Raw genomic sequence first — 25921 nt, 5'->3', positions numbered from 1 at the left:
CCCGCGGCCTGCCCGTGGCGTTTACGGTGGAAGGGACCTAAACGGCTGGGGAAGGGAACCTCATGGAGGCGGCTTTTATCATCGTGGCCCTGGTGCTGCTGTTCGCCTTTCTGGGGCTCGGGGTCTATGTGACGACGAAGGTGGTCAAGGCCGCCGCGCGAGGCGTGGACCGGACCATCACCCAGGCCCGCCGCACCGTGGAGGACACCACCTTGAGGGCACGGAGCTTCGGCCAGGTCGGGGTCACAGGGGCACTGGCCCAGCTGCGGCTGGATCTGCGGACATCGATGCGGGCCACGCAGCAGGCGCTGTACGAGGGGGTCCGGGCGGATGCCTCGCTGAAGGAGTCGATCGAGCTGTTCGAGCGGCTGAGCGGGCACGGCCACGAGCTGGACGACGAGCTGAAGCGGCTGGAGGCGGAGCCCGACCGCAAGCGGATCGAGGAGGGCCTGCCGCAGCTGCGGGAGCGCACGGCGAGGATCACGCAGGCGGCGGACTCACTGCGTTGGGCGGCGCGCGACCGCGCCCGGCGCTTCGCGGACGACGACCTGTCGGTGCTGTCGGCCCAGATCGAGGTCGAGTCGGGCGCCCTGCGGGACTGGTCCCGGGAATCCATCGACGACCTGCCGGCACCGCCTCAGGCATCGCCCCAGAACCCGCTCCAGAACCCGCTCCAGGCCCCGTGGAACACCCAGGAGGCCCGTCCCCACCCCGCCCCCGCGGCCCTTCCGCACCCCGCGCCGACGGCCCAGTACCCGTGGCAGAAGTCCCCGCACCCGGAAGCCAGGGCCTGAGAGACGCAGGTCCGGCGGGCCGACGGTCCAGGGGCCGGGCTGCCGGAACACCCCCGCTGCCGGTAACCTCCGGCTCATGTCCCGCCATGTCGCGATCGTCACCGATTCCACGGCCTACCTGCCCCAAACAGCCATGGCGCGCCACGGAATCACCTCCGTCCCGCTGACCGTGGTCCTCGGCGACGAGGCCCTCGTGGAGGGAACCGAGATCTCGGCCCGCAGCCTGGCCCTCGCCCTGCAGAAGCGCCGTTCGGTCACCACGTCCCGCCCCAGCCCGGCGGAGTTCGTCCGGGCCTACCAGGCCGCCGCCGACGCAGGCGCGACCGGCATCGTCAGCCTGCACCTGTCCGCCGAGTTCTCCGGCACCTACGACGCCGCCGTGCTCGCGGCGAAGACCGCCCCGGTGCCCGTGCGCGTCGTGGACACCGGCATGGTCGCGATGGCACTCGGCTTCTGCGCCCTGGCGGCGGCCGAGGTGTCCGAGGCCGGCGGTTCCCTGGACGAGGCCGTCGCCGCCGCGGAGAAGCGGGCCGCCGGCATGTCGGCGTACTTCTACGTGGACACCCTCGACTACCTCCGGCGCGGCGGCCGCATCGGCGCCGCACAGGCCCTGCTCGGTTCGGCGCTGGCGGTCAAGCCGCTGCTGACGCTGGAGGGCGGCCGGATCGAGATGCTGGAGAAGGTGCGTACGGCCTCCAAGGCCATCGCACGCCTGGAGGAGCTGGCCGTCGAGCGGGCGGGCTCCGGAGCCGTCGACGTGGCCGTGCACCACCTGGCGGCGCCCGAGCGCGCGGAGAAGCTGGCCCAGCGGCTCCGCGAGCGGATCCCCGGACTGGTCGAACTGCACGTCAGTGAGGTCGGAGCGGTGATCGGCGCACACACCGGGCCGGGGCTGCTGGCGGCGGTCGTGTCCCCGCGCTGATCACCGGTTCGGGTGACGGGGTTGTGCACAACGGGTCGGCCATCCACCGGAATTGAGGGCTCCGAACGGGGTTCCGGCTTCGGCCCTACCGTCGTGGCATGACTCTCCGTACACGTACTCCGTCCCCGGCCGGCGCCACCAGCGGCCCCGGCCGCCCCCGGCTCTCCGACGGCCGCCTGCGCCATCGTCGCGGCGACCGGGCCGGCCACCACCCCGAGCCCGCCGTGGTGCGGCGCAGGGCCGAGGCACTCCTGGGCAGCCACCCACCGGGGCCTCCTCCGCTCCCGGACCCACTGCCGACGCCACCTCCTGCGCCCGTTGCGATCTCGAATCCGGATGCGCTCCCGGACCCGCTTCCGCTCCCGGACCCGCTCCCGGAAGGGGCCGCGCGGCGGCTTGCCGTGCGGGAGCGGCTGCCCGTGTGGCTGCAGGCCCGCTGTGGGGTGCAGCCGCGGGCGGTGGCCGCGGTTTCGGTGGTGCTGGTCGCGGCGGTCGGGTTCGCCGGGCAGCAGTACTGGTCGGCCCGGCCGCAGTCGGTGACCGCACCCGCCCTGGTGGCGCCCGCGCCGGCTGCCGCGGTCCTGGCGGCGCCGACCGCCGGGACCGCGGGCACCGGCCGGATCCTGGTCGACGTCAGCGGCAAGGTCAGGGATCCGGGGGTGCGGAGGCTGCCCGCCGGGTCGCGGGTGGAGGACGCCCTGGTCGCCGCCGGGGGAGTGCGGCCCGGGACCGACATCACCGGGCTCAACCGGGCCCGGGTCCTGATGGACGGCGAACAGGTACTGGTCGGGGCCCCGGCTCCGCCACCGACGGGCGGGGGCACGGCTCCGGCTTCCGGGCCGCTGAGCCTCGGCACGGCCACGGCCGAGCAGCTGGACGGCCTGCCGGGGGTGGGACCGGTCCTCGCCCAGCACATCGTGGACTTCCGGACGGCCCGTGGGGGCTTCCGGTCCGTGGAGGAGCTCCGGCAGGTCAACGGGATCGGCGAGCGGCGGTTCGCCGATCTGCGGAAGCTGGTGCGGCCGTGAGTGGGACCGGGGAGGCGGCGCGTCCCCCGACCGTCGGGGGCGAGCCACGTCCTGTGGATCTGCGCCTGGTGGTGCCGGCCCTGGCCGCCTGGGCGGCGGCCGCGGTCGCCCTCGGCGCGCCCCCCGGGTCGAGTGCCTGGGCGGCGGGGCTGGGGGTGGGCGTCGCCGGGCTGCTGATGGTGGCCGGGGGCAGACGTCGGGGGCCGTCCTGGAAGGCCGGGACGGCCGTGGTGGCGGCCCTGTTGTGCGCGGCCGCCGGGGCAGCCGTGGCGGGGCTCCAGCGGGCCGAGGCGCGGGCCGGGCCGGTGGCGGGGCTGGCCGGGGAGCACGCCCGGGTGCTGGTGGAGCTCACCGTGGGCTCCGATCCACGGACCGCCCGCAGCGGGAGCGGGCCGCCGGTGGTGGTGCTCGACGCGGTGGTGACCCGGGTGACCGGGCCGGACGGTGCCCGGACCCGGGTGTCGACCCCGGTGCGGGTGCTGGCGGGGCATCCGGACTGGGCCCGGTTGCAGCCTTCGACCCGGGTCGCCGTGGTCGCCCGGCTGGCGCCGGCCCGGGAGGGCGAGCGGGCCGTCGCCCTGCTCCGGCCGGCCGGGGACACGCCGCCGCGGGTGACCGGCGGCCCGGACACCGTGCAGCGGATCGCCGGGCGGCTGCGGGCCGGGCTGCGCGAGGTCACCGACGATCTGGCCCCCGATGCCAGGGCCCTGCTGCCGGGACTGGTGGTAGGGGACACCTCCCGGGTGGAGCCCGATCTGCACGAGGCGTTCCGGGCCACCGACCTGCTGCACCTGCTGGCCGTCTCCGGATCCAACCTGACCGTGGTGCTCTTCCTCCTCATCGGACCACCGGCCCGCGCGCAGCTGGCGGAGCGGGGCGGTCTGGCGCCACGGCTGGGGCTCTCCCTGCGGGCGACGGCCCTGTGCGGAGCGGCGCTGACCCTGGCGTTCGTGGTGGTGTGCCGGCCGGAGCCCAGCGTGCTGCGGGCGGCGGCCTGCGGGTCGGTGACCCTGCTGGCCATCGCCACCGGGCGGCGCAGATCCCTGATCCCGGCGCTGGCCGCCGCCGTACTGCTGCTGGTGCTCTACGACCCTTGGCTGGCCCGCAGCTACGGGTTCCTCCTCTCGGTCCTGGCCACCGGAGCCCTGCTGACCGTGGCGCCCCGGTGGAGCGAGGCCCTGCGCAGCCGCGGGATGTGGCCGCGCCCGGCCGAGGCGCTGGCGGCCGCGGCGGCCGCGCAGGCGGTCTGCGCCCCGGTCGTCGCCGCGCTGTCGGCCCGGGTGAGCCTGGTGGCGGTGCCCTGCAATGTGCTGGCCGAGCTGGCGGCGGGCCCCGCGACGGTCCTGGGGTTCGCCGCGCTGGCGGCGGCTCCGCTGTGCGGGCCGGTGGCGGAGCTGCTGGCCCGGTGCGCGGGAGTGCCGGCCGGGTGGATCGCGGCGGTGGCCCGCGGCGGGGCGCGACTGCCCGGGGCGGAGCTGGGGTGGCCCGGCGGGGTGGGTGGAGGGTTGCTGCTCGCCACGGCCACCTTGGCGGTGGTGGGGCTCGGCCGGCGGTTCGGGCTCAGGCGATGGCTTGCCTCCGCCCTGGCGGTGGCACTGCTCCTCGTCGTACTGAGGCCGCCGCTGGTCGCTCGTACGATCAAAGGATGGCCGCCGCCCGGCTGGAGCTATGTGCAATGCGCGGTCGGGCAGGGAGACGCCGCCGTACTCGCCGTCGCTCCGGGGACGGCCGTGGTGGTGGACGCGGGTCCCGAGCCCGGTCCGGTGGACGAGTGCCTGCGGGAACTGGGCGTGCGACGGGTGCCGTTGCTCCTGCTGACGCACTTCCACGCCGACCACGTGGGAGGTCTGGCGGGGGTGCTGCGGGGGCGCGCGGTGGGTGTGGTGCAGGTCACCACGCTGGAAGAGCCACCGGGGCAGGCGGAGTTCGTGCGACGGACGGCGGCGGCCGCCGGGATTCCCGTGGTCCCCGCGATGGACGGGGAGCGGCGCCGGGCCGGGCCGCTGGAGTGGCAGGTGCTGTGGCCGCCGGCCGGGGGAGCGATCTCCGAAGGGCCGAACGACGCGAGCGTGGCCCTGCTGGTGCGGACCGCCGGAGTGACCCTCCTCCTGCTCGGCGACCTCGAACCGGACTCCCAGCGGGAACTGCTGAAGAACCATCAGGAACTCGGTCCGGTCGACGTCCTCAAGGTCGCCCATCACGGCAGCGCCCATCAGGACCCCGGCCTCTACGACCGGGTCCGGCCGCGCCTCGCGATCGTCCCGGTCGGCGCGGGCAACCGGTACGGACACCCCGCGGAAGGTACGCTCGCGCGGCTGCGGGCCTCGGGGGCGGCGGTGCTGCGCACGGACGAGGACGGTTCGGTCGCCGTCACGGGCAGCGGCTCGGGGCTGCGGGCATTCCCGGTCAATCGACGACGACACCGGCGCGGTCATACCGGGCGTGACCGCTCTGTTTGCCCACAACCCGACAGCATGATCGAATGCGTTTTCGCCAGAGCGGTCCAGGTCCACACAGCACGGGGGTGCATAAACCATGTTCAGTCGCAGACGGGGGATGGAGTCGGCGGGAAGTGCCAGTCCCCAGACATCCGCGACACTGACGCTTTCTCATACGGCACGGCTGCTCAGCTGCCGGGTTCTCGACACGGTCCACCAGCCGGTTCGGCAGGCCCAGTTCGAGGTGACCGACCCGATCGGGCGGCGGATCGTCAGCGGGGAGACCGACCCGTACGGCGGTTTCACGGCGACCATGCCGGAGGGCGAGTACCGGCTGTCCGTGACGGCCGAGGGCTACGCGCCCTTCTACGGGGCGACGCTGGTGGGGGACCCGGCGCAGCCCGGAACCGGGGAGATCATCCTCGACGCCGTGGAGCCGCCGCTGCTGCCGCAGCCCGGCCACTGGGAGCTCGATCCGGCGCATTCGTCGATCGGGTTCTCGGCCCGGCACATCGGCCTCGCCCGGATCAACGGCCGGTTCAACACCTTCGCCGGCGCGGTACGGATAGCCGACCGCATGGAGGATTCCTCCATGCACGTGATCATCGACGCGGCGAGCATCGACACCGGACTGCGGATGCGGGACGACCACCTGCGCTCCGCGGACTTCCTGGACGCGGCCCGCCACCCGACCGTGGAGTTCTACAGCGAGCGCTTCATCCACCGGATCGGCAGCCGCTGGTCCGTGGCCGGCGCCCTGACCCTTCACGGGGTCAGCCGGTCCGTGACCCTGGACACCCAGTACCTGGGTCTGGGAACGGGCATGGAGGGCGAGCCGAGGGCAGCCTGCCGGGCCACGGCGGAACTGCACCGGGAGGACTTCACGCTGAACTGGCAGTCGGTGCTGGCGCACGGGATCGCGGCGATCGGGTCGAGCGTGGAAGTGGCGCTGGACATCCAGGTCGTGCACAAGGCCTGACCGGGGGGAGCCGGGGGCCTACGGGGCTTCGAGCCAGCCGTCGTACTCGGCGGCCAGATCGTCCAGGGCGGTGGCGTCGAGCCCTTCACGGGGGTCCTCGACGACCACCAGCCACTGGGCGTCCTCGGCGTCGTCCTCGCCCGCCAGGGCGTCGCGGACCAACTGCGGTTCCTCCGGGAGGCCGAAGCGGTCGACCACCTCGCGGGCCACCTCCTCGGCGGCGTCGCGGTCGGGCAGCACCAGTACATGTCGCACGTTCACCCGGTCATTCTCCGGCACGGGGCAGGGGCCGCGGAGCGAGGGGCTGTCAGTGCGACGTGGGATGCTGGATCCGATGGCCACCAGGAAGAATTCCACCGACGATCCGCTTGCCCCCGTCACCCTCGCGGTGGGGCAGGAGGACCTCCTGCTCGACCGCGCCGTGCGGGAGGTGCTGACGGCGGCCCGGGCCGCCGACGCCGACACCGACGTGCGCGACCTCGCCTCCGATCAGCTCCAGCCCGGCACGCTGGCCGAGCTGACCAGCCCCTCGCTCTTCTCCGAGCGCAAGGTGCTGGTCGTGCGCAACGCGCAGGACCTGTCGGCGGACACGGTCAAGGAGGTCAAGGCGTACCTCGAGTCGCCGTACGAGGAGATCAGCCTCGTCCTGCTGCACGCGGGCGGCGTCAAGGGCAAGGGCCTGCTCGACGCGGCGCGCAAGGCGGGTGCCCGGGAGATCGCCTGCCCGAAGATGACCAAGCCGGCGGACCGGCTGTCGTTCGTGCGGGGCGAGTTCCGCACGCTGGGCCGTACCGCGACCCCGGAGGCCTGCCAGACGCTGGTCGACGCGATCGGCAGCGATCTGCGGGAGCTGGCGAGCGCGGCGGCGCAGCTGTGCGCGGACGTCGAGGGCACGATCGACGAGGCCGTGGTCGGCCGCTACTACACCGGCCGGGCCGAGGCTTCGAGCTTCACGGTCGCGGACCGGGCGGTCGAGGGCCGCGCGGCCGAGGCGCTGGAGGCCCTGCGCTGGTCCCTGTCCACCGGGGTGGCGCCGGTCCTGATCACCAGCGCGCTGGCCCAGGCGGTGCGGGCGATCGGCAAGCTCGCCTCGGCCCCGCGGGGAGCCCGCCCCGGCGACCTCGCGCGCGATCTCGGCATGCCGCCGTGGAAGATCGACCGGGTCCGGCAGCAGATGCGCGGATGGTCGGCGGACGGCGTCGCGGACGCCCTGCTCGCGGTGGCGGCGGCCGACGCGGGAGTCAAGGGCGGCGGCGACGACCCGGAGTACGCGCTGGAGAAGGCCGTGGTGGCAGTGGCCCGAGCGGCCCGCCGACCGCGCGCCTAGACCGTCCGGGCCGTCCGGGCCTCTGAGCCGCCTGTGCCTCTGGGCCGTCCGGGCCGTCGCTTCAGTGGGCCATCGCATGGGTGGCGGAGGCGGCCGGCCGGCCTTGGGGGAGTAGGAGCGGGGCGGCCAGGGCGAGGGCCAGGGCCGGGAGGGCGAGGGTGGTGAAGCTGCCCGAGGCGAAGGCGGCGATGCCGATGGCCGCGCCCAGTTCGTGCGAGGTGCCGACCAGCCCGGAGGCCAGGCCGCTGTGGTCCGGGGGCACTTCGGAGAGGGCCGAGGTGGTGGCGCAGACGAATGCCGCACCGAGCCCGAGGGCCAGTAGGGCGAAGCCGGGGACCAGACCCGTCCAGAGACCGCCGAGGTCGGTCACGGCCGCGCCCGCGGCGGCCAGGGCGAAGGACGCCGCGCCGATCGGGCGCCAGCCGAAGCGGGGGACGAGCCGGGAGCCGAGGTGCGCGCCCGCGGTGACGGCCACGGCCGCGGGGAGGAAGGCCAGGCCGGTGACCAGGGGGCTCCGCCCGAGGGAATCCTGGATGTGCAGGGAGCTCAGGTAGAACGCCGTCACGAGCAGGCCCGCGGCCCCCAGCATCACCGTGGAGCCTCCCAGCAGGTTCCTGCGGCCCGGCAGGGCGCGGGGCAGGACGGGGCTGTGCGACCGGCGCTCGGTCACCGCCAGGAGCACCCCCGCGGCCAGGGCCCCGGCCAGGAAGAGCCAGGAGCGTTCGGTCAGCCCGTAGACGAGCGCGGCCGAAGCCAGGGTCGGGAGGAGGATTCCCGGCACGTTCACCCGGATCCGGGCGGCCGTCGCCGCTCCGCCGGGAGTGCGCAGTGCGTGGCCCAGCAGCAGGGGAACGAGGACGAGCGCGAGCACCCCGACGGGCAGGTTGACGTAGAAGATCCAACGCCAGCCGGGGCCGTCGGTGAGGATCCCGCCGAGCAGTACCCCGATGGCCGCGCCCGCACCGCCGATCGCCGCCCAGGCGCCGAGGGCGCGGTGCCGTTCAGGGCCCCGGAACAGCACCGAGACCAGGGCCATGGCCGCCGGGGAGAGCAGTGCCGCGCCGACGCCCTGCGTGGAGCGCGCCGCGATCAGGGTGACCGCGTCCGTGGCGAGTCCGGACGCCACCGAGGCTGCCGTGAAGAGGGCGAGCCCGGCCAGGAACGTCCGCAGCGCCCCGAACCGGTCCGCCAGCCGGCCGCCCGCCATCAGCAGGGCGCCGAAGAACAGGGTGTACGCGGTGACGACCCAGGTGAGTCCGGATCCGGAGAGGGCGAGGTCGTGGCTGATGGCGGGCAGCGCGACGTTCACGACGGTGACGTCGGCGATCAGCATGAACTGGGCCAGGCCGAGCAGGGTGAGCAGCAGCCACCGGTGCGGATGGGGGCTCCCGGTGTGGTGCGGGGCGTTCCGGGTGTTCGAAGGCATGGCGGACATGACGGAGCCACTCCTAAAGTTAACAGAACTGTTAAGGATCTCGGATCCGAGTATGCGGCTCCGGCGGGAGAATGTGAACACCGGTGTTAAGTTTGGTTCCATGGTCCCCGACGCACCCCGCCCCCGCCGCGCCGACGCCGAGCGCAACACCGCCGCGATCGTCGATGCCGGCCTGGACTGTTTCCTCGCCGACCCGCAGGCGAGCATGGCCGCCATCGCCCGCGCCGCCGGGGTCAGCCGCGTGACGCTCTACTCGCACTTCCCGACCCGCGAGGCACTTCTCGACGCCGCCCTCGACCGGGCGGTCGCCGAGTCCGCGGCCACCCTGGAGGCGCTCGACAGCCGGGCCGGCACCTTCGAGGAAGCTCTCGCGCGGCTCATCCGCGGCTCGTGGCGGCTGCTGGACCGGCACTCCGCCGTCTTCGCCGTGGCCTCCGTAGCCCTCCCGCCAGAGCAGCTGCGCGAACGGCACGACCGGGTCCTCGCCCCCGTCCGGCGCCTGATCGGCCGCGGCCGGGAGGGCGGTGAAGTGCGCTCGGACCTCTCGGTCGACTGGCTGGTCACGGTCGTCTACAGCCTCGTCCACGCGGCCGCCGCCGAGGTTCAGGCCGGCCGGATGTCCGCCGAGGAGGCGCCGGAGGCCCTCACGGCCACCGTCCTGGCCGCCGTCGCCGCCGGATAGCGCGAAGCTCCAGGCCGCAGCAGGGGGCTGCGAAGCCCCCGGCCAACGCGAAGGCCCCGGCCGCCACCCTGGGGAAGGGTGGTGGCCGGGGCCCTCGGTATTGCTTTGGTTGCGCCGCACCCGCGTGGCGAACGCTTCGTGTGCGGCGCGGGGTGCCGGTCGGGAGCGGGAGAGAGGGCCCGCTGGATCCCTACCCGGCGATCACATCAGAAGCTCAGCCCTGGAGGGAGGCAGCCTTGATCGCCAGCGCCGACTTCTTGTTGGCGGCGGCGTTCTTGTGGATGACACCCTTCGAGACAGCCTTGTCGAGTGCACGCGCGGCGGCGCGAGAAGCCACGGTGGCCTTCTCGACGTCACCGGCGGCGACGGCCTCGCGGGCCTTGCGGATCGCGGTCTTGAGCGAGGACTTGACGGCCTTGTTGCGCAGGCGCGCCTTCTCGTTCGTCTTGTTCCGCTTGATCTGGGACTTGATGTTCGCCACGAAAGAGCCTTTGCAGGTTCAGAGATTTGATCTTCGGATTTGTGTCCCGGAAGCTTAGAGGGCATACGAGACACAGCTGCTCAGGCTACCAGGCGCGCTCCGACCGGCCCAAACCGAGCGCACTGCCCAGTCCATGGGACCATGGAAGCCTGCGTACAGATCCGACTTCGCGCAGACCGACGCTCACCACTTCGTTCCGACTGAGACCCGAGAATCAGGACACTGCGTGCCCGCGATCCCCAGCCACGTGCCCGAGCCGAGCCGTACCGACCCGGCGCTGATCCGCAATTTCTGCATCATCGCGCACATCGACCACGGCAAGTCGACCCTTGCCGACCGGATGCTCCAGCTCACCGGCGTGGTGGACTCGCGGCAGATGCGCGCCCAGTACCTCGACCGCATGGACATCGAGCGTGAGCGCGGAATCACGATCAAGTCCCAGGCGGTGCGACTGCCGTGGTCGCCGACCGTGGGTGAGGGGCAGGGCAAGACCCACATCCTCAACATGATCGACACCCCCGGGCACGTCGACTTCACGTACGAGGTCTCGCGCTCGCTCGCCGCCTGCGAGGGCACGGTCCTGCTGGTGGACGCGGCCCAGGGCATCGAGGCCCAGACCCTCGCCAACCTGTACCTGGCGATGGAGAAGGACCTGGCGATCGTCCCGGTCCTGAACAAGATCGACCTGCCGGCCGCCCAGCCGGAGAAGTTCGCCGAGGAGCTCGCGAACCTGGTCGGCTGCCAGCCCGAGGACGTGCTGCGGGTCTCGGCGAAGACCGGTGTCGGCGTGGACGCGCTGCTCGACAAGATCGTCGCCACGGTCCCGGCCCCCGTCGGCCCCAAGGACGCCCCGGCCCGCGCGATGATCTTCGACTCCGTGTACGACTCGTACCGCGGTGTCGTCACGTACGTGCGTGTGGTCGACGGTCAGCTCAACAAGCGCGAGCGCATCCGGATGATGTCCACCGGCGCCACGCACGAGCTGCTGGAGATCGGTGTCTCGTCCCCGGAGATGACCCCGGCCGACGGCATCGGCGTCGGCGAGGTGGGCTACATCATCACCGGCGTGAAGGACGTCCGTCAGTCCAAGGTCGGTGACACCATCACCAGCCTGCACAACGGCGCGACCGAGGCCCTGGGCGGCTACAAGGACCCGCGCCCGATGGTCTTCTCGGGCCTGTACCCGCTCGACGGGTCGGACTACCCCGACCTGCGCGAGGCCCTGGACAAGCTCCAGCTCAACGACGCGGCGCTGGTCTACGAGCCGGAGACCTCGGCGGCGCTGGGCTTCGGCTTCCGCGTCGGCTTCCTCGGCCTGCTCCACCTGGACGTGGTGCGCGAGCGCCTGGAGCGCGAGTTCGGCCTCGACCTGATCGCCACCGCGCCGAACGTGGTCTACCGCGTCGTCCTGGAGGACGGCAAGGAGGTCACCGTCACCAACCCGAGCGAGTTCCCCGAGGGCAAGATCAGGGACGTGTTCGAGCCGGTCGTACGGGCCACCCTGCTCGCGCCCTCCGAGTTCATCGGCGCGATCATGGAGCTCTGCCAGCAGCGCCGCGGCACGCTGCTCGGGATGGACTACCTCTCCGAGGACCGGGTCGAGATCCGCTACACCCTGCCCCTCGCGGAGATCGTCTTCGACTTCTTCGACCAGCTGAAGTCCAAGACGCGCGGTTACGCCTCCCTCGACTACGAGCCCACCGGTGAGCAGTCCGGCAGCCTGGTCAAGGTCGACATCCTGCTGCACGGCGACAAGGTCGACGCCTTCTCCGCCGTCTGCCACAAGGACGCCGCCTACGCCTACGGCGTGCGCCTGGTCGCCAAGCTGCGCGAGCTCATCCCGCGGCAGGCCTTCGAGATCCCGATCCAGGCGGCCGTCGGCTCCCGCGTCATCGCCCGCGAGACCATCCGCGCGATCCGCAAGGACGTCCTCGCCAAGTGCTACGGCGGCGACATCTCCCGTAAGCGGAAGCTGCTGGAGAAGCAGAAGGAAGGCAAGAAGCGCATGAAGATGGTCGGCTCCGTGGAGGTCCCGCAGGAGGCCTTCATCGCCGTCCTCTCCAGCGACGAGTCCGGCGGCAAGAAGAAGTAGCCGCTCCGGCAGCCGAAACGGCCGTCGTGCACCAAGCAGGCCCCCGTGCTCCGGCGCGGGGGCCCGCTTCGTTATGAATCGGCGCCCCAACGCCTCTTACGCACCAGGCGGAGGGCCCCTAGTCTGATCACTGCTCGTTGGTTACTCGCCAGTTTTTTTGGTCGGGCGACGCCAAGCCCTGACTCAGCCACCCACCCTGACCCACCACCCAGTCAGTCCGCCCCTGTGATGAACAGGCCCTGCCGCGTGGTCCGGAGGATGTCCGTGAGCGACACACAGACCTTGATCGAGAACCGTCCGCCCACCGTGGCGACCCTCTTCCTGGAGCGTGTCGCCGCCACGCCGAACGCCGAGGCCTACCGCTATCCGGTCCCCGCCGCCGACGGGAAGGGCGGTCCGGACGACTGGAAGTCGCTCAGCTGGGGCCAGGCCGCCGAGCGGGTCTTCGCGATCGCGGCCGGCATCATCGAGCTCGGGATCCAACCGGAGCAGCGCGTCGCGCTGGCCTCCAACACCCGGGTGGAGTGGATCCTCGCCGACCTCGGCGTGATGTGCGCCGGCGGCGCCGTCACCACGATCTACCCGAGCACGAACGCCGAGGAGTCGGCGTTCATCCTCTCCGACTCGGAGAGCCGGATCCTGATCGCCGAGGACGGCAAGCAGCTGGCCAAGGCCCGCGAGCGCCGGGCCGACCTGCCCGAGCTCGCCCACGTGGTGGTCCTGGAGGCCGCCGACGCGGTGTCCGCCGAGGGTGACCCGGAGGGCTGGGTGCTCTCCCTCGCCGACCTGGAGGCGCGCGGCAAGGAGTACCTCGCCAAGCACCCCGAGGCGGTCAAGGAGCGGATCGCCGGCATCACCGCCGAGCAGCTCGCCACCCTCATCTACACCTCCGGCACCACCGGCCGCCCCAAGGGCGTGCGGCTGCCGCACGACAACTGGTCGTACATGGCCAAGGCCACCGTCGCCACCGGCCTGATCACCAAGGACGACGTCCAGTACCTCTGGCTGCCCCTCGCGCACGTCTTCGGCAAGGTGCTCACCTCGGGCCAGATCGAGGTCGGGCACGTCACCGCCGTCGACGGCCGGATCGACAAGATCATCGAGAACCTGCCGATCGTCCAGCCGACCTACATGGCGGCCGTCCCGCGCATCTTCGAGAAGGTGTACAACGGGGTCGCGGCCAAGGCCAGGGCCGGCGGCGGAGCCAAGTACAAGATCTTCCAGTGGTCCGTGGGCGTGGCCCGCGAGTACGCCAAGGTCACCCAGGACAACTTCCGCCGCACCGGCAATGCCAGCGCCCCCCTCGGCCTCGCCACCAAGCACAAGATCGCCGACGCGCTCGTCTACTCCAAGCTCCGCGAGGCCTTCGGCGGCAACCTGCGCGCCGCCGTCTCCGGCGCCTCCGCCCTCGCCCCCGAGATCGGGTACTTCTTCTCCGGCGCGGGCATCCACATCCTGGAGGGCTACGGACTCACCGAGTCCAGCGCCGCCTCCTTCGTCAACCCGGGCGAGGCCTACCGCACCGGCACCGTCGGCAAGCCGCTCCCCGGCACCGAGGTCCGCATCGCCGACGACGGTGAGGTCCTCCTGCGCGGCCCCGGCATCATGCAGGGCTACCACGGGCAGCCCGAGAAGACCGCCGAGGTCCTGGAGGCCGACGGCTGGCTGCACACGGGAGACATCGGCGAGCTGTCCCCGGACGGCTACCTGCGCATCACCGACCGCAAGAAGGACCTCATCAAGACCTCGGGCGGCAAGTACGTCGCCCCGGCGGAGATCGAAGGCCAGTTCAAGGCGATCTGTCCCTACGTCTCCAGCATCGTCGTACACGGCGCCGACCGGAACTTCTGCTCCGCGCTGATCGCCCTCGACGAGCCCTCCATCCTGGTCTGGGCCGCCGAGAACGGCCTGGAGGGCAAGACGTACGCGCAGGTCCTGGCGGCGCCCGAGACCAACCGGCTCATCGAGACCTATGTTCAGACCCTCAACGAGGGCCTCCAGCGCTGGCAGACGGTCAAGAAGTTCCGCCTCCTGCCGCGCGACCTCGACGTCGAACACGGCGACCTCACGCCCAGCCTCAAGCTGAAGCGGCCGGTCGTCGAGCGTGAGTTCAAGCACCTGATCGAGGAGATGTACGAGGGCTCCCGCGAGGCGTAGCAATGGCGGCGGGGCGGTGGACCGCCCCGCCGGCAGTGGGGCCCGGTGTGCGCGGGACCGCCCCGGCGGCGGTTGCGGGATGATGGGTGCATGCCTTCCGCACTGCCCGACGGTGAACCCATGCCCGAAGACGGCTCGCTGCCGCCGCACGCCCTGGCGGGTGCCGGGGAACGGCCCCTCGGGTTCTACCTGCACGTCCCGTACTGCGCCACGCGCTGCGGCTACTGCGACTTCAACACCTACACGGCCACCGAGCTGCGGGGCACCGGCGGCGTGCTCGCCTCCCGGGAGAACTACGCCGACACCCTGATCGACGAGGTCAGGCTGGCGCGCAAGGTGCTCGGGGACGACCCCCGCGCGGTGCGCACCGTCTTCGTGGGCGGCGGCACGCCCACGCTGCTGCCCGCCGGGGACCTCGTACGGATGCTCGCGGCGATCCGTGAGGAGTTCGGCCTGGCCGAGGACGCCGAGGTCACGACCGAGGCCAATCCGGAGTCGGTGAACCCGGAGTACCTGGCGGAGCTGCGGGCCGGGGGATTCAACCGGATCTCCTTCGGCATGCAGAGCGCGAAGCAGCACGTCCTGAAGGTGCTGGACCGCACCCACACGCCCGGCCGCCCCGAGGCCTGCGTCGCGGAGGCGCGCGCGGCGGGCTTCGAGCACGTGAACCTGGACCTGATCTACGGGACCCCGGGGGAGTCCGACGAGGACTGGCGGGAGTCCCTGGCCGCCGCGATCGGGGCGGGCCCGGACCACGTGTCGGCGTACGCGCTGATCGTGGAGGAGGGAACCCAGCTGGCACGGCGGATCCGCCGCGGCGAGGTCCCGATGACGGACGACGACGTGCACGCGGACCGGTACCTGATCCTCGAATCGGTCATGGCCGAGGCGGGGTACTCCTGGTACGAGGTGTCGAACTGGGCCACCACCGAGGCCGGGCGCTGCCTGCACAACGAGCTGTACTGGCGCGGGGCCGACTGGTGGGGCGCCGGCCCCGGAGCCCACTCGCACGTGGGCGGGGTGCGCTGGTGGAACGTGAAGCACCCCGGCGCGTATGCCGCTGCGCTGGCGGAGGGAAGGTCGCCCGGGGCCGGGCGGGAGCTGCTGTCCGAGGAGGACCGGCGGGTTGAGCGGATCCTGCTGGAGCTGCGGCTGGTGGACGGCTGCCCGCTGTCGCTGCTGGCTCCGGCTGGTCTCGCCGCGGCGGGGCGTGCCTTGGCCGACGGCCTGCTGGAACCCGGGCCCTTCGAGGCCGGCCGGGCCGTGCTGACCCTGCGGGGCCGACTTCTGGCCGACGCGGTGGTCCGGGACCTGGTCGACTGAGCGAGTGGGGTGGGCGGGCCCTGCGGGGCCTGTCCCCTACCCACCCTTCCACCGTTCCCTGGGCTCCGCCCAGACCCGGTCCTCAAGCGCCGGACGGGCTGAAGGGCGCCGGCGGGGCTGGAAGGCCTACGCCGTGACGTGGTCGATCAGGTGTTCCACCGCGCCGAGCAGGGTGGGCTCCAGGTCCTTGTACGAGGTCACGCGCGACAGGATGTGCTGCCAGGCGGCGCCGGTGTTCTCCGGCCAGCCCAGGGCCCGGCAGACGCCCGTCTTCCAGTCCTCCCCGCGCGGGACGACCGGCCAGGCCGGGATGGAGAGCGCGGACGGTTTCACCGCCTGCCAGACGTCCACGTAGGGGTGGCCCACGATCAGGACGTGCGGCGAGGTGACGGCGGCCGCGATCCGGGACTCCTTGGAGCCCGGGACCAGGTGGTCCACCAGGACCCCCAGCCGGGCGTCGGCGGCGGGGGCGAACTCCGCCACCACGGCGGGCAGGTCGTCGATGCCCTCCAGGTACTCCACGACCACGCCCTCGATCCGCAGGTCGTCGCCCCAGACCCGTTCCACCAGCTCGGCGTCGTGGCGGCCCTCGACGTAGATCCGGCCCGCCCGGGCCACCCGGGCCCGCGCGCCGGGGACGGCGATGGAGCCCGAGGCCGTACGGGCCGGGGCGACCGGCCCCCGGGCAGGGCGGGTCAGGGTGACCACCGCGCCTTCCAGGAGGAATCCGCGGGGCTCCAGCGGGAACACCCGGCGCTTGCCGAAGCGGTCCTCCAGGGTGACCGTGCCCGCCTCGCAGGCCACCACGGCGCCGCAGAAGTCGCTGCCGGCCACCTCGACCACGAGACCGGGATCGGCGGGCACCTCCGCGGCGGGCTTGGCGCGCTTCCACTGCGGGGTCAGGTCGGGGGAGTACTCACGCATCCGGCCGAGGGTAGGAGAACGGGCGGGCTCAGCCGTCCGACACGCCGAAGCGCGCCGCCAGTGTGTCGCGTTGCGCACGGACGAAAGCCGCGTCGACCACCGCTCCGTGACCCGGCACGTACAACGCGTCCTCCCCGCCCAGTGCCAGCAGCCGGTCGAGCGCCGCCGGCCACTGGCGGGGCACGGCGTCCGGACCCGCCTGGGGCTCGCCCGATTCCTCGACCAGGTCGCCGCAGAAGACCACTTCGCGGGTGCCGGGGACGAAGGCGGCCAGATCGTGCCGGGTGTGCCCGGGGCCCACGTTCGCCAGCAGCACCTGCACCCCGCCCAGGTCGAGCGTCCACTCGCCCGACACCAGGTGGCGGGGGACCACCAGCAGGTCCACCGCCTCGGCGGCCTCGGCCGGGGCCAGGCCGTGCCGGATCGCGTCGGCCCGCAGCTCGTCGTGGCTCACGGACAGCAGGCCGTCCAGCCCGACCGGACCGTAGACCTCGGCCCCGGCGAACGCCGATCCGCCCAACACGTGGTCGAAATGTCCGTGCGTGAATGCGATATGGGTCACGCGCCGGCCCGCCAGACGCTCCGCCTCGGCCCGCACCCGGGCCCCTTCCCGGACGGAGGACCCCGGGTCGATCAGGAGGGCCGAATCGTCGCCGACCACCAGTCCCACGGTGCAGTCCCACACCGGCAGACGCTGCCGGCCGGTCCGTTCGGTGAGCCGTTCCCAGCCCGCCTCTTCCCAACGCACGTCCATGCCGCGACGCTACCTTGGCGGGCCGCCCTTGCTAGGTGCGTACCACCCCGCCGTACACTGACCGGGGGATCTCTGGCACTCGAATGCGCAGAGTGCCAGAAAACCGACAGCAAACCGGTGGCGGTCCGAGCCGGGTGAAGAAGACGACGGAGGTGTGCGCGATGCTCAGCGAACGCAGACTCGAAGTGCTGCGCGCCATCGTCCAGGACTACGTGGGGACGGAGGAGCCGGTCGGCTCCAAGGCGCTCACCGAGCGGCACCGCCTCGGCGTCTCGCCCGCGACCGTGCGCAACGACATGGCCGTGCTGGAGGACGAGGGCTACATCGCCCAGCCCCACACCAGCGCCGGCCGGATCCCCACCGACAAGGGCTACCGCCTCTTCGTCGACAAGCTGGCGGGGGTCAAACCGCTGTCGACGCCCGAGCGTCGGGCCATCCAGAACTTCCTCGACGGGGCCGTCGACCTCGACGACGTCGTCGGCCGGACCGTACGGCTGCTCGCGCAGCTGACCCGGCAGGTCGCCGTCGTCCAGTACCCGAGCCTGACCCGCTCGACCGTCCGGCACGTGGAGCTGCTCTCGCTGGCCCCCGCGCGCCTGATGCTCGTACTGATCACGGACACGGGCCGGGTCGAGCAGCGGCTCGTCGACTGCCAGACCCCCTTCGCGGACACCTCGCTGGCGGATCTGCGGGCCCGCCTCAACAGTCGTGTGGTCGGCCGCCGGTTCACCGACGTGCCGCCGCTCGTGCAGGACCTTCCGGAGTCCTTCGAGACCGAGGACAGGGCGACCGTGAAGGTCGTCCTCGACACCCTTCTCGAAACGCTGGTGGAGGAGGCGGAGGAGCGGCTGATGATCGGCGGCACCGCCAACCTCACCCGTTTCGGACATGACTTTCCTCTGACGATCAGGCCGGTGCTCGAAGCGCTGGAGGAGCAGGTCGTGCTCCTCAAGCTGCTGGGCGAGGCCAACGAGTCGGGAATGGCCGTAAAGATCGGGCATGAGAATGCCTACGAGGGACTGAACTCCACGTCCGTCGTCTCGGTCGGCTACGGTTCGGGCGGCGAAGCAGTCGCCAAACTCGGCGTGGTCGGACCGACCCGCATGGACTACCCCGGAACGATGGGAGCGGTACGCGCAGTGGCACGTTACGTCGGACAGATCCTGGCGGAGTCGTAAGTGGCCACGGACTACTACGCCGTTCTCGGCGTGCGCCGCGACGCATCGCAGGACGAGATCAAGAAGGCCTTCCGCCGCCTCGCGCGTGAACTCCACCCGGATGTGAATCCGGACCCGAAGACGCAGGAGCGCTTCAAGGAGATCAACGCCGCGTACGAGGTGCTCTCGGACCCGCAGAAGAAGCAGGTCTTCGACCTCGGCGGCGACCCGCTGTCCTCCTCGGGCGGTGGCGGCGGCGCGGGCGGATTCGGGGCGGGTGGCTTCGGCAACTTCTCCGACATCATGGACGCCTTCTTCGGCCAGTCCCAGCAGCGCGGACCGCGCTCGCGGACCCGTCGGGGCCAGGACGCCATGATCCGTCTCGACCTGGAACTGGACGAGGCCGCCTTCGGCACGACCAAGGACATCCAGGTCGACACGGCCGTCGTCTGCACCACTTGCTCCGGCGAAGGCGCAGCCCCCGGCACCTCGGCGCAGACGTGTGACATGTGCCGCGGCCGCGGTGAGGTCTCGCAGGTCACCCGGTCCTTCCTGGGCCAGGTCATGACCTCGCGCCCCTGCCCGCAGTGCCAGGGCTTCGGCACCGTGGTCCCGACCCCGTGCCCCGAGTGCGCGGGCGACGGCCGGGTCCGCTCCCGCCGCAGCCTCACGGTCAAGATCCCGGCGGGCGTCGAGAACGGCACCCGGATCCAGCTCGCGGGCGAGGGCGAGGTCGGCCCCGGCGGCGGCCCCGCCGGCGACCTGTACGTGGAGATCCACGAGCTGCCGCACCCGACCTTCCAGCGGCGCGGGGACGACCTGCACTGCACGGTCACCATCCCGATGACCGCGGCGGCCCTGGGCACCAAGTGCCCGCTGGAGACGCTCGACGGCCTGGAGGAGATCGACATCCGGCCGGGCACCCAGTCCGGGCAGGCGATCCCGCTGCACGGCCGGGGCGTCACGCACCTGCGTGGCAACGGGCGCGGCGACCTCATCGTCCACGTCGAGGTCACCACCCCCGCCAAGCTGGACGCGGCTCAGGAGGACCTGCTGCGCCAGCTGGCGAAGCTGCGCGGCGAGGAGCGGCCGCTCGGCCAGTTCGCGCCGGGCCAGCAGGGGCTGTTCAGCCGCCTGAAGGACGCCTTCAACGGGCGCTGAGCCCCGCGCGGGAACCCGTACCGAAGGCAGGGCGGGAACCGGCAGGAGAACCATCGCGAGCCCGGTCCGGGGATGCCCCGGACCGGGCTCGCGGCATGCCGCCGACACGTTTGCGACAACCCGCGGAAGCGGACTATGCCAGGCGAATGCCGTGATTCGGTCCCATGAGCGGGACATGGCACGATGCAGACCATGTCCTCCGCACCGAACGGTCTGTTCGCGTACCCGATCGTGCAGGCGCCCATGGCGGGCGGCGCGTCCTGTCCGCCGCTCGCCGCCGCCGTGTGCGAGGCGGGCGGGCTGGGGTTCCTGGCCGGCGGTTACAAGACCGCCGACGGAATGTTCCAGGAAATCAAGCGGCTGCGGGCGCTGACCCGGCGCCCCTTCGGAGTCAACCTCTTCATGCCGCAGACCGGATACGTGGATCCGGCCGCCGTGGAGGTTTACCGCGGCCAGCTCGCCGGAGAGGCCAGCTGGTACGAGATCTCGCTCGCCGAAGAGGACATCATCGGCACGTGCGACGACGGCTACGACGCAAAACTCGCCATTCTTCTCGAAGACCCCGTCCCGGTGGTCTCGTTCACTTTCGGCCTTCCTTCCCCCGCGGCGTTCACCTGCCTGCGCAAGGTCGGTACGTACACGATCGCCACCGTCACCTCGGTCGAGGAGGCGCGTGCCGCGCAGGCGGCCGGCGCCGACGCCGTCTGCGTGCAGGGCATGGAGGCGGGCGGCCACCAGGGCACCCACCGCGACGACCCGCAGGCCGACGGCACGGCGGGGCTCGGACTGCTCGCGCTCGTGGCGCAGGTACGGGAAACCGTGGCCCTGCCGATCATCGCGGCGGGCGGCCTGATGCGCGGCTCGCAGATCGCCGCGCTGCTGGCGGCGGGCGCGGAGGCGGCGCAGCTCGGCACGGCCTTCCTGGTCTGTCCCGAGTCCGGCGCGGACCCGCTGCACAAGAAGGCGCTGACCGACCCGCTGTTCGTCCGGACCGAGATGACCCGGGCCTTCTCGGGGCGCCCGGCCCGCGGGCTGGTGAACCGGTTCATGCGCGAGCACGGGCCGTACGCCCCGGCCGCCTACCCGCAGATCCACCACCTGACCTCGCCGCTGCGCAAGGCGGCCGCCGCGGCCGGGGACCCGCAGGGCATGGCCCTGTGGGCGGGCCAGGGGCACCGGCTGGCGCGGGCGCTGCCGGCCGGGGAACTGGTGGAGGTGCTCGCGGCGGAACTCGCCGCGGCCCAGAACGTTTTGAAGGCAATGCAGATGAGGAGTGCGTCATGACCGCCCCCGTGTTCGTGGTCGAAGAGGTCCCCGCGGGGCCGGAGTTCGTGCTGGACGGCCCCGAGGGCCGGCACGCGGTGTCGGTGAAGCGGCTCAATCCGGGTGAGGACGTGGTCCTCACCGACGGCCGGGGCCGGTGGGCCGAGGGCGTGGTCAAGGCGGCGGAGGGCAAGGACCGCCTGGTGATCATGGACCTGGAGTCCGTCATGGAGGAGCCGGAGCCCACCGTCCGGATCACCGTCGTCCAGGCCCTGCCCAAGGGCGACCGGGGCGAGCTCGCCGTCGAGACGATGACCGAGACGGGCGTGGACGCGATCGTGCCGTGGCAGTCCTCGCGCTGCATCACGCAGTGGCGCGGCGACCGCGGGGCCAAGTCCCTGGCCAAGTGGCGGGCCACGGCCCGGGAGGCGGGCAAGCAGTCCCGCCGGGTCCGCTTCCCGGAAGTGGCCGAGGCCATGTCCACGAAGCAGGTGGCGGCGCTGCTCGCCGGGGCCGATCTGGCGATGGTCCTCCACGAGGACCGCGACACCCCTTCCGGGGCGCTGGCCACGGCCGAACTGCCCGCCGGGGGCTCCGTCGTGCTGGTGGTCGGCCCCGAGGGCGGGGTTTCCCCGGAGGAGCTGGCGGTCTTCGCCGAGGCGGGGGCCCACCCCTACCGCCTGGGCCACTCCGTGCTGCGGACCTCCACGGCCGGCACCGCCGCGGTGGCGGTGCTGCTGGCCAGGACGGGCCGCTGGTCCTGACGGGCCGCTGGTCCCGACGGGCCTCGGGTCGTCGCGGGTCGGAGTCGTCCACAGGCGCGGACGCCGCTCGCCGGCGGTGGATACGATGCCGGAAGCGATCAACGAACGTCACGGAAGGCTCAGCAATGGCCGGGGAACCGCAGGCCGACTGCCTGTTCTGCAAGATCATCGCGGGGAACATCCCGGCGACCATCGTCCGGGAGACCGAGACGACCGTCGCCTTCCGGGACATCAACCCGCAGGCGCCCACGCACGTGCTCGTCATCCCGAAGGCGCACTACCCGGACGCGGCCTCCCTCGCCGCGGCCGAGCCCCAGCTCGCCGCCGACGTGCTGCGCGAGGCCGGACACGTCGCCGCCGACGAGAAGATCGACGAGCACGGCTACCGGGTCGTCTTCAACACCGGGGCCGGCGCCGGCCAGACCGTCTTCCACGCCCACGCACACGTCCTGGGCGGCCGCGGCCTCCAGTGGCCCCCCGGATAAGCCGTGTCCGTACGGGAATTCGTGGTGCTGGGCACCGCCAGTCAGGTGCCCACGCGCCACCGCAACCACAACGGCTACCTGCTGCGCTGGGACGGCGAGGGCATCCTCTTCGATCCCGGCGAGGGCACCCAGCGCCAGATGCTGCGCGCCGGGGTGGCCGCCCACGACATCAACCGGATCTGTGTCACCCACTTCCACGGTGACCACAGCCTCGGCCTCGCCGGGGTGATCCAGCGCATCAACCTCGACCGGGTCCCGCACCAGGTCACCGCGCACTATCCGGCCTCCGGGCAGAAGTTCTTCGACCGGCTGCGGTACGCCACGGCCTACCGGGAGACCGTCCAGCTGGCCGAGGAACCGGTGGCCGGGGACGGGATCCTGGCGCGCGGGGACGCGTACACCCTGGACGCCGTGCTGCTCTCGCACCCGGTGGAGTCCTTCGGCTACCGGGTCACCGAGCCCGACGGGCGCCGGATACGGCCCGAACTGCTCGCGCTCCACGGGATCAAGGGGCCGGACGTGGGCCGGATCCAGCGCGAGGGGCGCCTCGGCGAGGTCACCCTGGAGGAGGTCAGCGAGGCCCGCCCCGGGCAGCGGTTCGCCTTCGTGATGGACACCAGGCTCTGCGAGGGCGTCGAGACGCTCGCGGAGGGCTGCGACATGCTGGTCATCGAGTCGACCTTCCTCGACGAGGACGTCCGCCTCGCCACCGACCACGGGCACCTCACCGCCGGACAGGCGGCCCGGGTGGCACGGGACGCGGGGGTGCGCCACCTCGTGCTGACGCACTTCTCGCAGCGCTACGGCGACCCCACGGAGTTCGAACGCCAGGCCCGCGCGGCCGGGTTCGAGGGCGAGCTGACGATCGCCGCCGACCTCGTACGGGTTCCCGTGCCGAAGCGGGCCTGAGCCCGGCCCCGGCGCGGCCCCGGACTCCGCCTAGACCCCGGTGCGGACCCGGCGGCGGGTCTGTTCCCGGGTCCGGCGGGCGGCCACCGGGGAGAGCAGCAGCACCCGCAGCGGGGGCAGGCGCAGACGGCGTACCGCGAGCTCGGGGATCGCGGCGAGCTCCGCGATCTCCAGCTCCGGCGCTCCCACCCGGGGCACGTCCCCCGTCGGGGCACCCGCACCGGCGGCGAGCACCGCCGCGGGGGCTCCGCCGCGCCGCCGCACCGATCCGGGCACCAGCGGGCGACCCCCGACGTGCAGGGCCACAGCGGCCATCGGCCCGGCCACGGCCAGCAGCAGCCCCCCGAGTGCCAGGCCCATGCCGGGGAAGCCGACGCCTTCGGCGAGCAGGCTCCCGGTCAGGGGCCCGCAGGCCACACCGAGGGAGGACGCGGAGCCGACCAGGACGGCCCAGCGCCCTCGCGGGTCCAGCGCCGCCGCGAGGCCGATGGCGTAGGACAGGACGACCGGGTAGAAGGCGTTCCACAGCACCTCCCCGGCGGCGAAGGTGCCCAGGCCGTGCGCGTGCGAGGCCAGCACCACGCAGCCGGCGATGACGGCGGTGCCCACGCCCACCGGGACGGCCCGGCCGAGCCGCGCACCGAGCGCGGAGGCAGCGGTGACCCCGAGCAGTCCGGCGCCGAGCGCGGCCGCGAAGACGACGCCGAGGGTGACCTCGGACAGGCCCGCCTGCTGCGTGCCGATGCGGCCGCTGACGCCCCACAGGGCGTTCTGCGCGAGGGACCACAGCATCAGGGCCCCGGCCAGCACCATCCCGGCGCGCGGGTACGGCAGCCGCCCGCGGACCCGTACGGCCCGGTCCGCCGCGGCCCGGCCCCGTACGGCCGGTGCGCCCAGGCGTCCCGTGGCCGGCCAGCACGCCGTCGCGATCAGGGCGATCGCGGCGAAGGGCAGCCAGTGGCCCCCGCCGAGCCGGGGCAGGGTCAGGTACAGCGCCCCGGCGGTCGCCGAGACCGACAGCAGGCCGAGCGAGGAGGTGCGGTGCGGGTCGCGCTGCGCGGCGATCCCGGAGGCGGCCACGGCGGTCGCCGTGCCGGAGCCGAACCCGCCGACGACGGCGCCCGCGACGACGAGCGGGAGCACCGTGGTGGCGGCCGCCGTGCCGTAGCCGAGGACGGCGAGGAGCAGCCCGAGCCGGGCCAGCGGGCGGGGCCCGTGGCGGGGGATGCGGGAGGCGAGGGCGAATCCGGCGGCGGCGGAGCCCAGGAGCAGGACCGAGCCGATCAGCCCGGCCTGCGCGGGACTCAGCGGAAGGTACGCGTCGAGCCGGCCGACGACGGTCGGCAGCAGGTACGGGGCGGTGTAACCCGAGGTGAAGAGCGCGACGAGCGGCCAGGCGGCGGGCGGTGCGGGGGTGTGGTCCGACACGGGTGTTCCAGGTGGTGCGCAGGCGGAGCAAGAGATTCCGCACGAGAGGCGGGGCCCCTGTCTATCAAGAGGCCGGAGCCCCGGAACAGGGCGTTCAGGTAGTGATCTGCGTCACACTGTATTCCCGCCGCGTGCCGGCCGCGCTCCGCTGCCCCTCCAGGCGGGAACGACCGGACGACGAGCGGACTTCAACCCATCCTGGACAAGAACCACCAATAATTCGATCAAGACCGATTCCAGCGAAAAATGCGTGGCGAACGGGGAGTGCATCGTGAGCAGTCGGGACAGCCAGGAAAGCCGAACCGCCGCCGTGGACCCGCTGGGCCCGCTGCGCGGCCCCCAAGAGCCGGGCTGTGACGTCTTCCTGACCGGAACGGTCTTCCTCGACATCATCTTCACCGGCCTCGACTCGGCCCCCGTGCGCGGTACGGAGTCCTGGGCGCGCGGCATGGGATCCAGCCCCGGAGGCGTCGCCAACATGGCCGCCGCCCTGGCCCGGCTCGGGCTGCGGACCTCGCTCGCCGCGGCCTTCGGCGACGACCACTACGGCGAGTACTGCTGGGACGCGCTGGAGCAGGGCGAGGGCATCGACCTGTCGATGTCGCGGACCGTGCCCGGCTGGCACAGCCCCGTCACGGTCTCCATGGCCTACGAGGGCGAGCGCACGATGGTCTCCCACGGCCACGAGGCCCCGCCCCCGGCGGGCCCCGGGCCGTTCCCGCGGTGCCCGCCGCGCGCCCGCGCCGCCGTGGCCTCGCTCGGCCCGGGCGGCGGCGAGCCCTGGGTGTACGAGGCGGCCCGGCGCGGGGCGCGGATCTTCGCCGACGTCGGGTGGGACGAGAGCGGGCGGTGGGACCTGGGCGCGCTGGCCGACCTGGAGCACTGCGAGGCCTTCCTGCCCAATGCGGGGGAGGCGATGGCCTACACGCGCACCGACTGCCCGCGCGCGGCGGCCCGCGCGCTGGCCGAGAAGGTCCCGATCGCGGTGGTGACTATGGGCTCCGAGGGCTCGTACGCGGTGGACGGGCGGACCGGGGAGACGGCCGAGGTCCCCGCGATCACGGTGGACGCCCTGGATCCGACCGGCGCGGGCGACGTGTACGTGGCGGGCTTCCTCACCGGCACCCTGGCCGGCTGGCCGCTGGCGGACCGCCTCGCCTTCGCGGGCCTGACGGCGGCCCTGTCGGTGCAGGAGTTCGGCGGATCGCTGTCGGCCCCCGGCTGGCCGGAGGTGGCCGCCTGGTGGCGGACCGCCCCGGAGGCCGTGCGCGGACGGTACGGATTCCTGGACGACCTGGTTCCGCCGGGCGCCGCCCCGGCCCGCAGGCGCCGGGCGGTACCGACGATCGGCTTCCGGCATTCGGCCTGACGGCAGGCCCCGGACCGCGGCCTTGTAAAACCCCTCGGGTACGGGGCGG

General features: G+C 72.9%; 22 protein-coding genes and 1 pseudogene. 17 read left to right on the top strand and 6 right to left on the bottom strand.

Translation table 11 applies throughout. The features are described 5' to 3' along the window. Nucleotides 1-62: 62 nt before the first annotated feature. From AC3IYJ_RS13445 to AC3IYJ_RS13425, 5 genes and pseudogenes are all read left to right on the top strand, one after another. Nucleotides 63-794, top strand: coding sequence for a hypothetical protein (locus AC3IYJ_RS13445; protein WP_489401537.1), 732 nt, complete (start codon nucleotides 63-65; stop codon nucleotides 792-794). A gap of 76 nt (nucleotides 795-870) precedes the next feature. Continuing rightward, nucleotides 871-1716: a DegV family protein gene (locus tag AC3IYJ_RS13440; protein WP_489401536.1), complete on the top strand. Its 846-nt coding sequence runs from the start codon at nucleotides 871-873 to the stop codon at nucleotides 1714-1716. A gap of 98 nt (nucleotides 1717-1814) precedes the next feature. After that, on the top strand, nucleotides 1815-2744 hold the full coding sequence (locus AC3IYJ_RS13435; RefSeq protein ID WP_489401535.1) for a ComEA family DNA-binding protein: 930 nt from the start codon (nucleotides 1815-1817) through the stop codon (nucleotides 2742-2744). Beyond that, nucleotides 2741-5143, top strand: a pseudogene (locus AC3IYJ_RS13430) (ComEC/Rec2 family competence protein); the annotation flags it as partial. The gene AC3IYJ_RS13435 and the pseudogene AC3IYJ_RS13430, both read left to right, overlap by 4 nt. Before the next feature lie 136 nt (nucleotides 5144-5279). Beyond that, nucleotides 5280-6161 (top strand): YceI family protein, encoded by an 882-nt coding sequence (locus tag AC3IYJ_RS13425; RefSeq protein WP_489401534.1) that lies wholly within the window; start codon nucleotides 5280-5282, stop codon nucleotides 6159-6161. A gap of 18 nt (nucleotides 6162-6179) precedes the next feature. Here the strand turns inward: AC3IYJ_RS13425 and AC3IYJ_RS13420 are convergent, their stop codons facing one another. After that, nucleotides 6180-6422 (bottom strand): hypothetical protein, encoded by a 243-nt coding sequence (locus AC3IYJ_RS13420; RefSeq protein WP_489401533.1) that lies wholly within the window; start codon nucleotides 6420-6422, stop codon nucleotides 6180-6182. A gap of 73 nt (nucleotides 6423-6495) precedes the next feature. Here AC3IYJ_RS13420 and holA point away from each other — a divergent pair, with 73 nt between their 5' ends. Next, the gene (holA, locus tag AC3IYJ_RS13415; protein ID WP_489401532.1) at nucleotides 6496-7488 is read left to right on the top strand and encodes a DNA polymerase III subunit delta; all 993 of its coding nucleotides are present in this window, start codon (nucleotides 6496-6498) and stop codon (nucleotides 7486-7488) included. Between the two features lie 61 nt (nucleotides 7489-7549). Here holA and AC3IYJ_RS13410 read toward each other — a convergent pair whose 3' ends face one another. After that, the gene (locus AC3IYJ_RS13410; RefSeq protein WP_489401531.1) at nucleotides 7550-8923 is read right to left on the bottom strand and encodes an MFS transporter; all 1374 of its coding nucleotides are present in this window, start codon (nucleotides 8921-8923) and stop codon (nucleotides 7550-7552) included. 100 nt (nucleotides 8924-9023) lie between these two features. Between AC3IYJ_RS13410 and AC3IYJ_RS13405 the strand changes: the two genes are divergently transcribed. Next, a complete protein-coding gene (locus AC3IYJ_RS13405; RefSeq protein WP_489401530.1) occupies nucleotides 9024-9605 on the top strand; it encodes a TetR/AcrR family transcriptional regulator in 582 nt (193 codons plus the stop codon). 214 nt (nucleotides 9606-9819) lie between these two features. Here the strand turns inward: AC3IYJ_RS13405 and rpsT are convergent, their stop codons facing one another. Continuing rightward, entirely contained in the window at nucleotides 9820-10086 is a 267-nt protein-coding gene (rpsT, locus tag AC3IYJ_RS13400) for a 30S ribosomal protein S20 (RefSeq protein ID WP_330296357.1), read from the bottom strand. Nucleotides 10087-10312: 226 nt separating this feature from the next. On the opposite strand from rpsT, the gene lepA reads away from it, so the two are divergent. From lepA to hemW, 3 genes are all read left to right on the top strand, one after another. Further along, the gene (gene lepA / locus AC3IYJ_RS13395; protein WP_489401529.1) at nucleotides 10313-12178 is read left to right on the top strand and encodes a translation elongation factor 4; all 1866 of its coding nucleotides are present in this window, start codon (nucleotides 10313-10315) and stop codon (nucleotides 12176-12178) included. A gap of 264 nt (nucleotides 12179-12442) precedes the next feature. After that, nucleotides 12443-14335 (top strand): AMP-dependent synthetase/ligase, encoded by a 1893-nt coding sequence (locus tag AC3IYJ_RS13390; protein WP_489401528.1) that lies wholly within the window; start codon nucleotides 12443-12445, stop codon nucleotides 14333-14335. 90 nt (nucleotides 14336-14425) lie between these two features. Further along, nucleotides 14426-15658 (top strand): radical SAM family heme chaperone HemW, encoded by a 1233-nt coding sequence (gene hemW, locus AC3IYJ_RS13385; protein WP_489401527.1) that lies wholly within the window; start codon nucleotides 14426-14428, stop codon nucleotides 15656-15658. Between the two features lie 126 nt (nucleotides 15659-15784). Here hemW and AC3IYJ_RS13380 read toward each other — a convergent pair whose 3' ends face one another. Together AC3IYJ_RS13380 and AC3IYJ_RS13375 are read right to left on the bottom strand one after the other, a co-directional pair. Then, the gene (locus AC3IYJ_RS13380) at nucleotides 15785-16582 is read right to left on the bottom strand and encodes a DUF3097 domain-containing protein (RefSeq protein ID WP_489401526.1); all 798 of its coding nucleotides are present in this window, start codon (nucleotides 16580-16582) and stop codon (nucleotides 15785-15787) included. A 28-nt stretch (nucleotides 16583-16610) separates the two neighbouring features. Further along, on the bottom strand, nucleotides 16611-17336 hold the full coding sequence (locus AC3IYJ_RS13375) for an MBL fold metallo-hydrolase (RefSeq protein WP_489401525.1): 726 nt from the start codon (nucleotides 17334-17336) through the stop codon (nucleotides 16611-16613). A 161-nt stretch (nucleotides 17337-17497) separates the two neighbouring features. On the opposite strand from AC3IYJ_RS13375, the gene hrcA reads away from it, so the two are divergent. The 6 genes from hrcA to AC3IYJ_RS13345 all read left to right on the top strand — a co-directional run bounded on the left by hrcA (nucleotide 17498) and on the right by AC3IYJ_RS13345 (nucleotide 23075). Next, the gene (gene hrcA, locus AC3IYJ_RS13370; protein WP_489402801.1) at nucleotides 17498-18514 is read left to right on the top strand and encodes a heat-inducible transcriptional repressor HrcA; all 1017 of its coding nucleotides are present in this window, start codon (nucleotides 17498-17500) and stop codon (nucleotides 18512-18514) included. Further along, complete coding sequence (dnaJ, locus tag AC3IYJ_RS13365; protein WP_384652592.1) at nucleotides 18515-19654, top strand: molecular chaperone DnaJ; 1140 nt, start codon at nucleotides 18515-18517, stop codon at nucleotides 19652-19654. Nucleotides 19655-19846: 192 nt separating this feature from the next. After that, on the top strand, nucleotides 19847-20938 hold the full coding sequence (locus tag AC3IYJ_RS13360) for a nitronate monooxygenase (RefSeq protein ID WP_489401524.1): 1092 nt from the start codon (nucleotides 19847-19849) through the stop codon (nucleotides 20936-20938). Beyond that, on the top strand, nucleotides 20935-21681 hold the full coding sequence (locus AC3IYJ_RS13355) for a 16S rRNA (uracil(1498)-N(3))-methyltransferase (RefSeq protein ID WP_489401523.1): 747 nt from the start codon (nucleotides 20935-20937) through the stop codon (nucleotides 21679-21681). The genes AC3IYJ_RS13360 and AC3IYJ_RS13355 overlap by 4 nt, the downstream gene beginning before the upstream one ends. A gap of 125 nt (nucleotides 21682-21806) precedes the next feature. Beyond that, nucleotides 21807-22166: a histidine triad nucleotide-binding protein gene (locus AC3IYJ_RS13350; protein WP_489401522.1), complete on the top strand. Its 360-nt coding sequence runs from the start codon at nucleotides 21807-21809 to the stop codon at nucleotides 22164-22166. Between the two features lie 3 nt (nucleotides 22167-22169). Then, nucleotides 22170-23075: a ribonuclease Z gene (locus tag AC3IYJ_RS13345; protein ID WP_489401521.1), complete on the top strand. Its 906-nt coding sequence runs from the start codon at nucleotides 22170-22172 to the stop codon at nucleotides 23073-23075. A 30-nt stretch (nucleotides 23076-23105) separates the two neighbouring features. On the opposite strand, the gene AC3IYJ_RS13340 is transcribed toward AC3IYJ_RS13345, so the two are convergent. Beyond that, entirely contained in the window at nucleotides 23106-24503 is a 1398-nt protein-coding gene (locus AC3IYJ_RS13340; RefSeq protein WP_489401520.1) for an MFS transporter, read from the bottom strand. Nucleotides 24504-24774: 271 nt separating this feature from the next. Here AC3IYJ_RS13340 and AC3IYJ_RS13335 point away from each other — a divergent pair, with 271 nt between their 5' ends. Beyond that, nucleotides 24775-25872, top strand: coding sequence for a carbohydrate kinase family protein (locus tag AC3IYJ_RS13335; RefSeq protein ID WP_489401519.1), 1098 nt, complete (start codon nucleotides 24775-24777; stop codon nucleotides 25870-25872). Nucleotides 25873-25921 lie beyond the last annotated feature (49 nt).

The sequence above is a fragment of the Streptomyces sp. GL_140 genome (assembly GCF_057834465.1).
Note: the sequence above shows the minus strand (reverse complement) of the source record. Positions and strands in the feature narration are given on the sequence as shown.

Coding starts and splice junctions, on each gene's coding strand:
- AC3IYJ_RS13445 (WP_489401537.1), top strand. CDS start 63: ATGGAGGCGGCTTTTATCATCGTGGCCCTGGTGCTGCTGTTCGCCTTT.
- AC3IYJ_RS13440 (WP_489401536.1), top strand. CDS start 871: ATGTCCCGCCATGTCGCGATCGTCACCGATTCCACGGCCTACCTGCCC.
- AC3IYJ_RS13435 (WP_489401535.1), top strand. CDS start 1,815: ATGACTCTCCGTACACGTACTCCGTCCCCGGCCGGCGCCACCAGCGGC.
- AC3IYJ_RS13425 (WP_489401534.1), top strand. CDS start 5,280: ATGTTCAGTCGCAGACGGGGGATGGAGTCGGCGGGAAGTGCCAGTCCC.
- holA (WP_489401532.1), top strand. CDS start 6,496: ATGGCCACCAGGAAGAATTCCACCGACGATCCGCTTGCCCCCGTCACC.
- AC3IYJ_RS13410 (WP_489401531.1), bottom strand. CDS start 8,923: ATGTCCGCCATGCCTTCGAACACCCGGAACGCCCCGCACCACACCGGG.
- AC3IYJ_RS13405 (WP_489401530.1), top strand. CDS start 9,024: ATGGTCCCCGACGCACCCCGCCCCCGCCGCGCCGACGCCGAGCGCAAC.
- hemW (WP_489401527.1), top strand. CDS start 14,426: ATGCCTTCCGCACTGCCCGACGGTGAACCCATGCCCGAAGACGGCTCG.
- AC3IYJ_RS13380 (WP_489401526.1), bottom strand. CDS start 16,582: ATGCGTGAGTACTCCCCCGACCTGACCCCGCAGTGGAAGCGCGCCAAG.
- AC3IYJ_RS13375 (WP_489401525.1), bottom strand. CDS start 17,336: ATGGACGTGCGTTGGGAAGAGGCGGGCTGGGAACGGCTCACCGAACGG.
- hrcA (WP_489402801.1), top strand. CDS start 17,498: ATGCTCAGCGAACGCAGACTCGAAGTGCTGCGCGCCATCGTCCAGGAC.
- AC3IYJ_RS13360 (WP_489401524.1), top strand. CDS start 19,847: ATGTCCTCCGCACCGAACGGTCTGTTCGCGTACCCGATCGTGCAGGCG.
- AC3IYJ_RS13355 (WP_489401523.1), top strand. CDS start 20,935: ATGACCGCCCCCGTGTTCGTGGTCGAAGAGGTCCCCGCGGGGCCGGAG.
- AC3IYJ_RS13350 (WP_489401522.1), top strand. CDS start 21,807: ATGGCCGGGGAACCGCAGGCCGACTGCCTGTTCTGCAAGATCATCGCG.